Annotated in this window: 12 protein-coding genes; 6 read left to right on the top strand and 6 right to left on the bottom strand. The window is 62.7% G+C overall.

The window, feature by feature from the left end; translation table 11 throughout:
* Window positions 1–14: 14 nt before the first annotated feature.
* The gene (locus tag LVJ94_27760; protein WXB00709.1) at window positions 15–1,061 is read right to left on the bottom strand and encodes an alpha/beta hydrolase; all 1,047 of its coding nucleotides are present in this window, start codon (window positions 1,059–1,061) and stop codon (window positions 15–17) included.
* Between the two features lie 96 nt (window positions 1,062–1,157).
* On the opposite strand from LVJ94_27760, the gene LVJ94_27755 reads away from it, so the two are divergent.
* The 4 genes from LVJ94_27755 to LVJ94_27740 all read left to right on the top strand — a co-directional run bounded on the left by LVJ94_27755 (window position 1,158) and on the right by LVJ94_27740 (window position 4,991).
* Complete coding sequence (locus LVJ94_27755) at window positions 1,158–1,622, top strand: MarR family transcriptional regulator (GenBank protein ID WXB00708.1); 465 nt, start codon at window positions 1,158–1,160, stop codon at window positions 1,620–1,622.
* 80 nt (window positions 1,623–1,702) lie between these two features.
* The gene (locus LVJ94_27750; protein ID WXB00707.1) at window positions 1,703–2,650 is read left to right on the top strand and encodes an MBL fold metallo-hydrolase; all 948 of its coding nucleotides are present in this window, start codon (window positions 1,703–1,705) and stop codon (window positions 2,648–2,650) included.
* A 222-nt stretch (window positions 2,651–2,872) separates the two neighbouring features.
* Window positions 2,873–3,382 (top strand): RICIN domain-containing protein, encoded by a 510-nt coding sequence (locus tag LVJ94_27745; GenBank protein ID WXB00706.1) that lies wholly within the window; start codon window positions 2,873–2,875, stop codon window positions 3,380–3,382.
* Window positions 3,383–3,668: 286 nt separating this feature from the next.
* Window positions 3,669–4,991 carry a hypothetical protein gene (locus LVJ94_27740; protein ID WXB00705.1) on the top strand — a complete coding sequence of 441 codons (1,323 nt, stop codon included), beginning with the start codon at window positions 3,669–3,671 and terminating at the stop codon, window positions 4,989–4,991.
* A gap of 83 nt (window positions 4,992–5,074) precedes the next feature.
* On the opposite strand, the gene LVJ94_27735 is transcribed toward LVJ94_27740, so the two are convergent.
* Window positions 5,075–5,527, bottom strand: coding sequence for a hypothetical protein (locus LVJ94_27735; GenBank protein WXB00704.1), 453 nt, complete (start codon window positions 5,525–5,527; stop codon window positions 5,075–5,077).
* A 392-nt stretch (window positions 5,528–5,919) separates the two neighbouring features.
* Between LVJ94_27735 and LVJ94_27730 the strand changes: the two genes are divergently transcribed.
* Window positions 5,920–7,290: an amidohydrolase family protein gene (locus LVJ94_27730; protein ID WXB00703.1), complete on the top strand. Its 1,371-nt coding sequence runs from the start codon at window positions 5,920–5,922 to the stop codon at window positions 7,288–7,290.
* Here LVJ94_27730 and LVJ94_27725 read toward each other — a convergent pair.
* Together LVJ94_27725 and LVJ94_27720 are read right to left on the bottom strand one after the other, a co-directional pair.
* Complete coding sequence (locus LVJ94_27725; protein ID WXB00702.1) at window positions 7,287–8,153, bottom strand: aminoglycoside phosphotransferase family protein; 867 nt, start codon at window positions 8,151–8,153, stop codon at window positions 7,287–7,289. The genes LVJ94_27730 and LVJ94_27725 overlap by 4 nt on opposite strands.
* A 35-nt stretch (window positions 8,154–8,188) precedes the next feature.
* Window positions 8,189–9,181: an alpha/beta hydrolase gene (locus LVJ94_27720; protein WXB00701.1), complete on the bottom strand. Its 993-nt coding sequence runs from the start codon at window positions 9,179–9,181 to the stop codon at window positions 8,189–8,191.
* A 98-nt stretch (window positions 9,182–9,279) separates the two neighbouring features.
* Between LVJ94_27720 and LVJ94_27715 the strand changes: the two genes are divergently transcribed.
* Window positions 9,280–10,146, top strand: coding sequence for an AraC family transcriptional regulator (locus LVJ94_27715; GenBank protein WXB00700.1), 867 nt, complete (start codon window positions 9,280–9,282; stop codon window positions 10,144–10,146).
* Between the two features lie 17 nt (window positions 10,147–10,163).
* Here LVJ94_27715 and LVJ94_27710 read toward each other — a convergent pair whose 3' ends face one another.
* Together LVJ94_27710 and LVJ94_27705 are read right to left on the bottom strand one after the other, a co-directional pair.
* Window positions 10,164–10,724, bottom strand: coding sequence for a GNAT family N-acetyltransferase (locus LVJ94_27710; protein WXB00699.1), 561 nt, complete (start codon window positions 10,722–10,724; stop codon window positions 10,164–10,166).
* A gap of 33 nt (window positions 10,725–10,757) precedes the next feature.
* Complete coding sequence (locus LVJ94_27705) at window positions 10,758–11,993, bottom strand: hypothetical protein (protein WXB00698.1); 1,236 nt, start codon at window positions 11,991–11,993, stop codon at window positions 10,758–10,760.
* Window positions 11,994–12,132 lie beyond the last annotated feature (139 nt).

Below are 12,132 nucleotides of genomic sequence, written 5' to 3'. Positions count from 1 at the left end.
GGTTTCGTTTTAATTCAGTAGCCGTCGACTTCGAGAACCGCGTTGGCGAAGGCTTGCGGTGCTTCCTGCGGCAAATTGTGTCCAGCGCCCTTCACGATGCGGTGCGTGCGTTTGCCCTTGAATTTCGCGGCCTGGCCGCTGCCATCGGTCGCGGACACGACACCGTCGGAGTCACCATCGAGTGTGATCGTGGGGACGGAAATGACGGGACCAGCTGCGAGCTTTCTTTCCAACTCGTCGTACTTCGGCTCACCAGGGGCCATGCTCAAACGCCAACGATAATTGTGAATCACGATGTCCACGTGATCCGGATTGTCGAAGCTCGCCGCCGAGCGGTCGTACGTCGGGCCGTCGAAGTTCCACTTGGGCGAATTCACGGTCCACACGAGGTTGTTGAACTCGCGCACATTGGCCTTGTAGCCGGCCCGCCCCCGTTCGGTGGCGAAGTAAAACTGGTACCACCACCCGCGCTCCGCCTTGGGCGGTAGGGGCCGTTTGTTGCGCTCGAGGTCGTTGATCAAATATCCATTCACCGACACCAAGGCCTTGCAGCGCTCCGGCCAGAGTGCCGCGACGATGTCGGCGCTTCGGGCGCCCCAATCGTAACCCGCCAAAATGGCTTTTTTGATCTTGAGGGCGTCCATCAAGGCGATGAGGTCCAACGCCACCACCGACTGCTGCCCGTTGCGGAACGTGTCGTTCGAGAGAAAACGCGTGGTGCCGTGGCCGCGCAGGTGCGGGACGATGACCCGGTATCCGGCCGACGCCAGGATCGGGGCGACGTCCACGTAGCTATGAATGTCGTACGGCCAGCCATGCAGCAGAAAGACCGGGGGCCCATCGGGCGGCCCGGCCTCGGCGTAGCCGACGTTCAACAGGCCCGCGTTGATCTGCTTGAGCGGTCCGAACGTCGTGTTCGTGCCGGGGACGTACTTGCTGGCCTGGGCTTTCGCACAGCGGAGGAGCCCGAAGGAGGTCGCCGCGAGGCCAAAGGCCGCCGCGCCAAGCAGGCTGCGGCGTGAGTGGTCGACGTTTTCGTCGCGGGAATCTGTAAATCGCATGCGATTCATTCGTGTGCGACTTCTATGGTTCGGCCTCGCGTCGATGTCAAGCATCCGATTGGTTCGTATGCGATACAATAGGTCGAGAGGCCCCTGATGAGTCCCGTGGATCCGAAAGACCCGAAAAGTCCCAAACTCGCGGATTTCCTATGTTTTGCCATCTACTCGACGAACTTGGCGTACGGCCGCGCGTACAAGCCCATCCTGGAGAAGCTCGGTCTGACCTACCCGCAGTACATCGCCATCGTCTCGCTCTGGGAGAACGACGGCCAGACGGTAAGCGAGCTGGGCGAGAAGCTGTTCCTGGAGTCCAACACCCTGACGCCCATCCTGAAAAAGCTCGAGGGCATGGGGTACCTGCGCCGCCAACGCGATCCGGCCGACGAGCGTCACGTCATCGTCACCCTGACGGACGCCGGCCGCCGCCTGCGTGAGAAAGGGCTGACCATGAACCTGGTCAAAGCCTCCGGCCTCACCCCCGAGGAGTTCCGCAAGATGCAAAAGGGCGTGGTCACCCTGCGGGACAACCTGATCGAGCACGCGAAGAAGAATGACCGTTAGCGACGAGGCGTGTCCGAAAGTGTCGCGTTTTCGACATGGCGACGGGGGCGTGTCGATGGCTGATTCGAGGCATGACCCAAGTGACGTTCCTTCGAGCCACCGCCCTCGGCTTCATGCTGACGCTGGCATCCGCATCGTGCCACGACGACAAGATCGAGAACCGACCGCCCACGGCCAACCGACTCTCCTACCGCGTATTCGTCAACGACCCCGTTCCCTTCAAGGACAACGAGAGAACGCCCACCGGTGAGCTGCACGTGTTCCAACCCATCGCCAGCACGCTGATCACGGGCGAGCACGATGCCGTATTGGTCGATCCGCCCATGACCACGGACCAGTCGGAACGGGTGGCCCAATGGGTCGAGGCCAGCGGCAAGCGACTGATCGCCATTGCCACCACCCATGGCCATGGCGATCACTGGTTTGGGACGTCCGTGCTGCTTCGGCATTTCCCTGACGCCAAGCCGTATGCCACGGAGGGGACCATCGAGGTCATGCGCATCCATGCCGATCCGACGTTTCGCGCATCGGCATGGGAGTCCAATTTTCCAGGGCAGATCCCCGATTCGCCGGTGGTGGCCACGGCGCCGTCCGGAAACGTCTTTCAATTGGAGGGCAACGAGGTGCGCTTCGTTGAGGTCGGACATGCCGATACCGACAAATCGAGCGTCGTGCACGTTCCCGCCATCGGATTGGTCGTTGCCGGCGATGTCGTTTACAACGGCTATCATCAGTATTTGATGGAATCGGGCAACGGCGGCCTTCGCGCATGGATGAGCGCATTGGACACCGTGTCGTCGCTCAAACCGACGCATGTCGTGGCGAGCCACAAGAACAAAGACCTCGAGGACGACCCCAAGGCCGTCGAGGAGACGCGCCGTTACTTGGAGGACGTCGAGCGCACCCTTCCGAAAAGCCACAATGCGCGCGAGTTCTACGATGCGATGATCAAGCTGTACCCCGAACGAAAGAACCCGAGCGCGCTCTGGTGGTGGGGCGCGAAGGCGTTGTTCAAGGATTCGCCCTGATACGGACCAGACTGCGGTTCACGAATGGGCGCCAATTCGGCCGTACAATGGACGCCTAACTGGCGCGCTGCATGGTCGCGTCAACGGAACGTTTACACTCGGATAAAGTTGCGACGGCGGCAGATTGAGTACTTGTCATTCGCGCATGGCGTACTAAATGACGAGACACTTCCTCGACGTTTCGAGGTTGCCGCTTATTGACCAATTCATTGGAGAATACTGATGAAATCAGCGTTCATTGCTTCGCTGTTCGCGGTCGCGCTTTGTGCGTCGGCTTCTGGATGTGCCGCTCCGACGGACGCCGAGCCGGAAATCGACTCGAAAGAGACGAACTCCGAGCTGGCCTCCGATCAGGTGCGACGCTTCATCAACCTTGGCACGTCGCAGTGCATGGATAGCAACGGTGCTGGAAGCGCCTATACGCTCGGCTGCAATGGTGGCAATTATCAGATATGGAACATTCACGAGTGGCTGGACCATACCTACGAATTCAAGAATATCGCGACCGGGCGCTGCCTCTCGACCCACGGTGGCGGCGGTTTCGACAACGATGCCTACACGGCACCGTGCGACAAGAACGATCAATCGCAAAGTTGGTTCATCAAGGGCTATTCCGACGGCACGCGCCGATTCGCCAATCAGGCCACCGGCAAGTGCCTCGATACGCACGGTGGCGACCTTTACACGCGGCCCTGCAATGACGGGGAGTACGAGCGGTGGATTTGGAATTGAGTCGTCGCCGTTCGACGTCCTCGACGAATGGATGATGTCCCGCCGGCGAGCACCCTTGGCATCTTCGATGGCGGGGGGGCTCGCCGTGCCGGCGTGGCGCAGGCGTCGCTCTTTGGACACGGCTCAGGCGATGATGGGGACATCGAGAGCGCGCTTGTGTCGCCGAGTCGGTGCTAAGGCAACCAATGGTGGCGTCGAGCGGACATCTTTCCGGGAGACAAGCCCCTAGGACCTCGCGTTACCATGGTCGTTTCCGCGCGCACCTAAGCGCCGGTCAGGAGGGGTTATGCCGACAATCACCGTGGAGATGGTCCGGGAGATGAACAAGCGCCTCGAGGCGCGAGGCAGTGCGGTGTTCATTGCAGAGCGCGAGTTCGAGGGGGCGAACTACGACAAGCAGATGATCGCCCACCCCCCGGATTCGACGGTGGCACCCCTGTTGATCGACGAGATCGTCTACAGCAATTGCTCGACGCTGCCCCAGGACGTCAAGGCCAGCGTGGACAAGACGATCACCAACCAAGTCAAATGGTACGTGAAGGCGGGCACAAAAATAGGCTGGAAGGTCGGCTTTGCGGTCAATGCGTTGTTCGTGAAAGCCTCGAGCGAATTCAATTTCGAAATATCGCTGGAGGGAGGCAAAGAGGGCACGGAAACGGAGGCCATTTCCTACAAGTTCGAGACGCCGCTGCGCATTCCTTCCATGAAGAAGGTCATCTTCCAGGCCATCTTGCAGCAGGAGAAGGTGCAGGACGTGCCGTTTACGCTGCACGTGTTCTTGCTGGGGGGCCAGGTTGGGGTGGTGCCCCGCGGTCTCAAGAAATTGAGACGTTATTGGAATGGAAACGAGCATTTCTTCACCATCAACGAGGAGCACCCGGAGGACGGCGGCTACAGCGAAGAGGGATCGCCCGGATACATTTTCGAGACGCAGCAGCCTGGCACCGTGCCTCTCTACCGCTACTGGGACGGTGGCGACCATTTTTACACCACCAACTACGGCGAGCTCGGTGACGGGCGCGGAGGCTATACCAAAGAGGGCATTGCGGGATACGTCTATGCAACGCCGGAGAACGGTGCGGTTCCCTTGTATCGTTATTACAACGGCAAGGACCACCACTACACCTCGGAGTACAACGAATTGGGCGAGGGTCGTTGGGATTACGTCAAAGAAGGCATTGCCTGTTACGTGATACCCCAGGCCGTCGCGGAAGCGGGGGCTCTGCGCGACATTGCGTCGTTGCTGCCTTCGTTGAGCGATAGGACGTTTACCCTCACCGGCAACTTCCGCGGCGAATCCACCGTTCGCAATGCCAGCATCCTCACCTTCGAAAAGGAGCTCTCCGCCGAGCAGTGTGCCATTCTCGGAGGAAGCCTTCAGACCTTCGCCCCGGCACCGAACGGCGAGGCCGCGACGGCGCAGCTCGCGCCGGGTTTCTACATGCAGCGCACCAATGAGTCCAACCGCGCGAGCACCGAGATGCTTACCGCGGGCCAGCCGGGGGTCCGCACCGTCGAGGTGTCTGCCTCCGCCGTCTCCCCCCCGGTGCCCATGGCTCCGCCCGTACCCGCGCCGGGCCCGCGACCGAGTCGGGCAGGGCGCCTGTAACGTCCTCGATCTCCGTGTGCCGTTGGCGGGGATGCATCCTTTTGCAATCCCCGCCATCGGACCGGACGGTTGAGCTACAGCGTTTAGGCCCTTGATTGCGCCTGCGCGGCGACCAAGCGGCGGACGTTTGCGGTCAGCAGGCGCAGGGCGGGAAGCCGCCCCCCACGCTTTTCTTCCAGCCATGCGATGCCCTGATCGATGGTGAGGAAGGTGGACTCGTCCCAGTTGGGACGGCCACGCACCCAGCGAAGGGCGGTGGTGATGCCCGGTTGGCGGGGATCGCGATTGACGCAGGCGATATACGGATTGTAGTGCGGGTGGTCCTGCACCTCGCACAGCTGCCGGCGGCGAAGGGCATTGGGCATGGGCTCCGTGCCCGTGACGAGCAGCACGGAAGGCCGGAAAGGCATGCCTTGACTGCGCGCGCAAAGCTCCCTGCGGTGCGCGAAGGTTTCCTCCCATTCCTCGTCGCTCACCACACCGGCGTACCACCACACGGCTACACCGTGCTGCCAGTCACTCCGGGCGATGTACATGGAACCGTGGGCAGTGATAGCACAAGCTTCACCGAAATGTCCTGAAAGCATCGAGGAAAAACGTTTCCGTTCGTCGTGCCTTTCCGTTGCGGCGATGGAGCCGAACCCAGCTTGCCACCGCGCACGCCATCCCGGCGCCGCGTTTCGCGCGTTGGAGCTGACGACCGGTCTTCCTGCGCAGTCCACCCAGAATGTGCCCAGGCCAGCTCACAGAAGAAGGAGGTGACAGAAGGACGTTCCCCGCGTCACCGGGCGCAAACGCGAAGGGGTGGCCATTCGCGATCTTTCTTCCTATTTACGAATTGAAATCATGGACAGCATGATATCTCGTTTAAAGTGGACGAACGGTGTCGGAGTCCGTCGAGCTTCGACCGCGATGAGGAGGCTGTTCGATGAGGGCTAGTCCGTTGGCTTTGTGGCGTGTGTTGCTTTCCGCGGCGCTGCTGCTCGTGTGCCTGTCGCCCGGGGTCGCTCGTGCCGACTCGGTCGCACGGGGGCGGGTGCTGGTTCGCAACGCCGAAGTGGTGATCACCATGGATCCCAGGCTGGGGAAGGGGCCTCTGGGGATCATCGACAAGGGGGACGTGCTCTTCGAAGACGAGCGCATCGTGGAGGTGGGAAAGGGAATTTCCCCCCGGGGCGCGCGGGTGCTCGATGCCACCGGCAAGATCGTCATGCCGGGGTTCGTGGATACGCATACCCACTTGTGGCAGTCGATGATCCGAGGCTGTGGAACCGATACGGATCTCAATGGGTGGCTGACGCAATGCATGTTGGCCGTCGGCCAGAAGATGAACGCGGAGCAAACCTACAACGCCGTGCGTTTGAGTACGGCCGACGTGATCAGCACGGGTGTTACCACCGTGACCGACTGGTCTCACAGCTTCAATACCAACTTCGTCGACGGCAACATTCGTGCACTCATCGATTCGGGGCTTCGTTTCGTCTACGCGTATGCCTTCGATTTCAACCGCGAGACGGACATTCGCCGGGTGAAGCGCGAGATCATCGACCGCAATCCGCGGGCGCGTCTCCAGCTTGCCAGCCACCCCGTTCCCGAGAACGTGCCGGCGATGCAGCGAATGGTGCAAGTGGCCGATGAATTGCACGTGGACATCAACACGCACCTCCTCGAAAACATCGCCGATCGGCAAGCCGACCAGATTCGCTCCCTGGAGCAGGCGGGCGCGCTCAAGTCGACGTTGATGGTGAACCATGCCATCCACCTGACCGATTCCGAGATTGCCTTGCTCGCCCGCCGCGGGGTGCGCATCGCCCACTGCCCGCTGAGCAACATGCGCCTCGCCTCGGGGATCATCCGCATGCCCGAGTTGGTGAACGCCCACATCAAGATTGGCCTCGGGCTCGACGGCGGCACCAACGACACGAGCGACATGTTCAACTTGATGCGCGCCGCGGTGGGCCTTCAGCGCGCCAAGTTCTTGAAGGCCACGGCGACCCCGACGGTGGCCGAAGTCCTTCGTCTCGCCACGATGGGCGGTGCCGAGGTTCTCGGGATGCAAAACGAGATTGGCTCGCTCACGCCCGGCAAGAAGGCGGACCTGATCGTCATCGACCCGCACCAGATCAACTTTGCCCCCAAGGTCGACTGGCTCGCCCAAATCGTGTTCAACGGTCAGCCGCGCAACGTGGAGTACGTGGTCGTTCACGGGCGCTTCCTCAAGGCGCAGGGCCGCTTGGTCAACGTGTGGGAGGACGGGCTCGTCCATGCCGCCGAGAAGAGCCGGGAGGAGTTGAACTAGCCGCAGATGGTGCCAATCACGTGGCGCGCATTGTCCGCGAGCACGGGATTGGTGGTGCGATAGTACGGTAGTTGAATGAGCGCGATCGACAATGCCCACCCGCGGCCCCGCGCCCAGGTGGCATCGTCGATCGCGAGGGCGGCGCGGAAGCTCTCCCGCGCGCCCGGGGGCAATAGGTTCCAGGCGGCGATCGCGTCCACCGCAGGGTCGCCTACGCCGAGGGTTCCGAAGTCGAGCACCGCAGCAAGGCGCCCGTTGGAGACGAGCACATTGCCCGGCGAAAGATCCGCATGGATCCACACGGGGGGACCCGTCCAGGCAGGCACCAGCAGCGCGTCTTTCCACGCGGCGGTGGCGGCCTCCGTGTCGATGATCCCGTGCAGCGCGGCGATCGCGGTGCGCGTGGCGGTGTCGCGGGCGGCGAGCGGTACGCCTCGGTACGATGGCGGTCCATTCTTCGCCTCGACGCGATGGAGGGCGCGGACGAAATCGCCCAAGTCTTTCGCGAGTCGGAGTGGATCGGTGAGTCGGCCGACCACGGGATTGTCACCGCGAAGCCATCGTGTGACCGACCAAGGCCAGGGATAGCCGTCCGCCGGCTCGCCTTTGGCGAGCGGTACGGGGATCGGCACCGGCAGCACGCGGGCCAGGCGCGGCAGCCAGCGCCACTCTTTCTCCACGTCATTGAGCGCTTCTTCGATGCGGGGAAGCCGCACGGCCATGTCGGTGCCAAGACGGTAAACGGTATTCACCGTTCCAGCGGATTCGACGGGCGCCAGGGGCAGATTGGCCCAGAGCGGAAACTGGGTCGAGATCAAGCGCTGCACGAGGCGAACATCGATGTCCACCTCGTGGTCATGCATCCGAGCGGCGCACATTCCTCCGTTCTATCGCGGAATCAGGTGGAAACACCCCAAAGTCTGCGTACCTCTTCCGCGATGAGTTCAGGGAACTCTTCCGGAAAGAACAATTTGGCTCCGGGGACCCGGCGGACGCCTTGGGAGCGGGCGAGGGTGCGATCGAGGTAGTCGGGGCTCGCGGGTGAGAACAAATCGTCGCTGGTGCCCCATACAATGCGGGTGGGAATGTCGACGCGTTTCAGCGCGGGTTCGATGCCCGCCAGCGGATTGGGATCGAGTGCGAGGTGGAAGCCCTCGTATTGCGTCCGCTTCAAGGGCGAGCTGACAAGGGGCGAAAAGTAGTACTCGATGGCATCGTCGGTGAGCTGGCTCGGGTCGCGAAACACGGCCTTCCCGAATGTCGAGCGCGCCAGCGACTTGTTGGCGAGCCATTCGTCCATGCCTCGATGGAGGGTTCCGGCGCGCGCTTGCTCGATGATGGGCATGATCTTGGGCGGCGGGCTGTCCGGCTCCACGTCGCAATTGGTGAGGAGTACGGTGCGCACGCGATCGGGGTAGCGAACCATGAACCATTGCGCGACGGCGCCGCCGCTGTCGCTGGCGATGAGGTCGACCTTGGAGACACCGAGCGCATCGAGCAGCGACGCCAGCATCGCCACTTGATCTTTGGCCGCCAGGCCTTGGCGCGCGGGGACCTGCGAATAGCCCAGGCCCATGAAGTCGGGGGCGATGCACCGCCGGTACGCCGAAAGCCGATCGATCGCGCCACGCCATTGGAAGCCGTTGAGCGGTGCCCCATGCAGAAAGAGCGCGGCGTCCCCCGAGCCGCGCTCCACATAGGCGATCTTGCCAAATGGAATCTCGGCGAAGCGCCTGGCCGCGCGAAACTCTGCCGCGTTCAGCGAGGGCAGCGGGCCTGGGCTGGCAGGGGCCACGTGCGACGCGCAGGCCTCGGCGGCTTCGGCTACGGCGATGCCAAGGGCAAGCTCCACGAATTGGCGACGATTCAGGCTGAAAGGGCGAGAAATCATGCCGAAGATGCTGTCACGCGCGGAATGACGCTGCGCACACGGCCGGCTGGCGCCGGATACATTCGGATGATCTTCGGAGCCGTATTACACTTCGTGCCATGCTCGACGGCTTTCCGCGTCCTCCCTGCTACCCGGCTCCGGCGGCGCCCAACGCGGGCGGAAATCGTTCGGTACTCCTCGACGTGCTCACGTCGCCCGTTCCCGAGGGGCTTTTCCAGTCGCCGGTGGACGCGCGCCACGTGCTCTGTCTTCACCTGGGCCAGCCGGTGCCGGTGGCGTACGGCACGACGAATCGCCCGCGCCAAGGCGTTCGGCTCCACGGTCAATTCTGCGTCGTGCCCGCGGGGTCGAGCACGCGCTGGATTGTCTCGTCGCCCGCGACATCCCTGCTCTTGCGCCTTTCGCCGTCGCTCGTGTCAGAGACCGCACACGCGATGGGCGTCGGTGCGGCCGATTCGGATCTTGCATCGTCGATTCACATTCGCGATCCGCAAATCGAGCGTATCGGCTGGATGATGCAGGCCGAAGATCACGACGCCTATCCGGGCGGCCGCCTCTTCACGGACAGCTTGGCCTCCGCGCTCGCGGCGCGTCTTCTTGCTTTGCAATCGCGCTATGCCAGTGCGGCGGTCAAGCCCGGGCGCGCCCTGCCGGCCTGGCGTCTGCGCAATGTGATCGAATACATCGAAGCGCACCTCGACGAGGACTTGACCCTCGCCGAATTGGCCGGGGTGGCCGGATACAGCTTATCGCACTTCAAACCGCTCTTCCGGCAAGCCGCGGGAAAGCCGGTGCATGCCTTCGTCCTCGAGCGCCGCGTCGAGCGCGCGCGGGCGCTGCTTCTGGAAGGCGGAAAGAGCATCGTCGACGTGGCCCTCGAGACAGGCTTCGCCAATCCCAGCCACATGGCCCGCTGCATGCGGCGTGCGCTGGGGGTTAGTCCTTCACGAATTGCCAAATCGTGAGTCGCGACGCGAATGCATCACGTTGGCGGTGACCAATCCCAGGCCACCACGGCCCATTCTTCGTGGGCGTCTCGGTAGGTCTTCACGAGCTTGAACCCGACCCGCTCGTGGACGCGCATCGAGCGCGTGTTGCGGGTGGCAATCTCGGTGACGCATAGCTCGAACCGTGAGGCGTAACGGGCGCGGTGCTCATGGTACATCGCATCGACGACGCCCCGCCCGCGGTGGGTACGGGCCACGCAGATCTGGCCCATGACGTAGTAACGCAGGGCGGCGAGGGGTTTGCCGTGCCATTCGAGCACCTCGAATTGCCGGAACATGGGAGCGAGGATGGGCACGAGGGTGCGTGCCTCCACGGGCATCACCAGGGCGTAGCCCGCCAGCTCGGCGCCTTCGCGGGCGATGACGCTTGGCGCGATGGAGTGCATGCCCTCGAGCGCATCCAGGGTGTGCGCGACCGTGACGAAACCCTCGCGCCGCGCGTCCTCCTCCTGAACGACATCGCGATGGTTTTCGCGCTGCAACGTCAGGATGTCTTCGAGGTCCGCGCGGCTGGTGACGAGCGAGGTTTCGATCATGGTGTGATGTATAGGTCGCCAGCGTCCGTGTGGCTAGCGTCCTGCGCCGACCACGAAGGCAAAGGCGGTGGGAACCCGCATCGCCCAATACTTGCCGTTGTGCTCTTTGCCGGGTTCGATGACCGGCGTGACCTGGGTCATGAGGTTCGTGCCCTCGACATAACCGGCGTCGGCGTACGCCTGGAAGAGGTCCTTGTTGGTCACAATCATCATGTCCTTGATCTCGGTGTCGGGGTAAACCTCGCCGCCGCCGATGTCCGCATAGGCTCGCAAGGTCTGCTTGGGCCCGGTTTTCGCTTCGCGGATCATGCGCGCGGCAATGCGGTTGTCCCAAAACGCGGACGATGACATTGCGACAATGCCTCCGAAGATGTCGCCACGCGTCACCCCGGCGTAGACGGACATGAGCCCTCCGAGCGACGCTCCACCGATGAAGGTGGTCTCGCGACCGGGCTTCGTTCGCAGTTCGGAGTCGACCAGCGGTTTTAGCTCATCCACCAACATGGAGAGGAACTTGGGGCCGTCGCCGCTCTTTTTGACACTTCCCGTCGGGTCGGCGGCCTTCGTCGGGGTAAGTTCCAGATTGCGCGCCTCCATGGGGTCCGAAAGATTGAGCGAGACGGGGCTGAGGATGCCCACGACAATCGCTTCCGCGATGGTGCCCGCTTCGGCGGCGGCGTCCAATTGCTCGTCGACCTTCATATCGCCCATCAGCGCGGTGCCCAAGATGGAATTCCCGAAGACGATTTGGCTATCCATCATGTAGATGACCGGAAATCGCGCCGTGGTGTTTTCCTTGTAGCTCGGCGGGAGGTACACCTCGATGGGGCGCCCCCTTCCAAAGGGTTGCGGGTGCACGTTCGATTTGAAGTTGCGCCATCGCGTGCTCACCGAACCTTTTTGGTCGAAGAAGTGCGGATAGATGTCCACGGTCTGTCCGGCCCTCGCCGTGTAATTCGGACCGCGCGCGGGCACGCTGTCGAGCACGGGTTTCACACTCAAGGTGGAGGCCACGTCGTCGAAGGTGAATTCCCACGTGTCGTCCCCGACGTTTTGCGCGGAGACGGGCCCATGCTCCGCGGTGAGGGAGAGAGCTCGCGCCCCCACCGGATAGTGGACCCGCACCGTCGCTCGCGACGCCGCGACTTCCCCCAGTGCGGTCTGCGCCGGACCCGCGGAGTATGCGTCATCGGCCGCGAATGAACAGCCGACGAGGCCAACGAGGGCGGAAAAAAGCGCGGCCGGCAACAATCGATTGAAACGCATCATGATGACTCCATTCGTGCGTCATGAGGTTGGTATACGTTGCGTATACCATGCGATGGCCGGCCGCCATCGAAATTGGGCGTGATGCGCAAAATGAGCGCTAATTGAGCGTCATATGCATTATTTATGTAATGATGGCGCA

The sequence above is a fragment of the Sorangiineae bacterium MSr11367 genome (assembly GCA_037157805.1).
GTDB classification, from domain to species: domain Bacteria; phylum Myxococcota_A; class Polyangia; order Polyangiales; family Polyangiaceae; genus Pendulispora; species Pendulispora rubella.
Note: the sequence above shows the minus strand (reverse complement) of the source record. Positions and strands in the feature narration are given on the sequence as shown.

Excerpts from the sequence above, each read along its gene's own strand:
- LVJ94_27760 (WXB00709.1), bottom strand. The coding sequence starts at position 1,061 with ATGCGATTTACAGATTCCCGCGACGAAAACGTCGACCACTCACGCCGC.
- LVJ94_27755 (WXB00708.1), top strand. The coding sequence starts at position 1,158 with ATGAGTCCCGTGGATCCGAAAGACCCGAAAAGTCCCAAACTCGCGGAT.
- LVJ94_27745 (WXB00706.1), top strand. The coding sequence starts at position 2,873 with ATGAAATCAGCGTTCATTGCTTCGCTGTTCGCGGTCGCGCTTTGTGCG.
- LVJ94_27740 (WXB00705.1), top strand. The coding sequence starts at position 3,669 with ATGCCGACAATCACCGTGGAGATGGTCCGGGAGATGAACAAGCGCCTC.
- LVJ94_27735 (WXB00704.1), bottom strand. The coding sequence starts at position 5,527 with ATGTACATCGCCCGGAGTGACTGGCAGCACGGTGTAGCCGTGTGGTGG.
- LVJ94_27730 (WXB00703.1), top strand. The coding sequence starts at position 5,920 with ATGAGGGCTAGTCCGTTGGCTTTGTGGCGTGTGTTGCTTTCCGCGGCG.
- LVJ94_27725 (WXB00702.1), bottom strand. The coding sequence starts at position 8,153 with ATGCATGACCACGAGGTGGACATCGATGTTCGCCTCGTGCAGCGCTTG.
- LVJ94_27720 (WXB00701.1), bottom strand. The coding sequence starts at position 9,181 with ATGATTTCTCGCCCTTTCAGCCTGAATCGTCGCCAATTCGTGGAGCTT.
- LVJ94_27715 (WXB00700.1), top strand. The coding sequence starts at position 9,280 with ATGCTCGACGGCTTTCCGCGTCCTCCCTGCTACCCGGCTCCGGCGGCG.
- LVJ94_27710 (WXB00699.1), bottom strand. The coding sequence starts at position 10,724 with ATGATCGAAACCTCGCTCGTCACCAGCCGCGCGGACCTCGAAGACATC.
- LVJ94_27705 (WXB00698.1), bottom strand. The coding sequence starts at position 11,993 with ATGATGCGTTTCAATCGATTGTTGCCGGCCGCGCTTTTTTCCGCCCTC.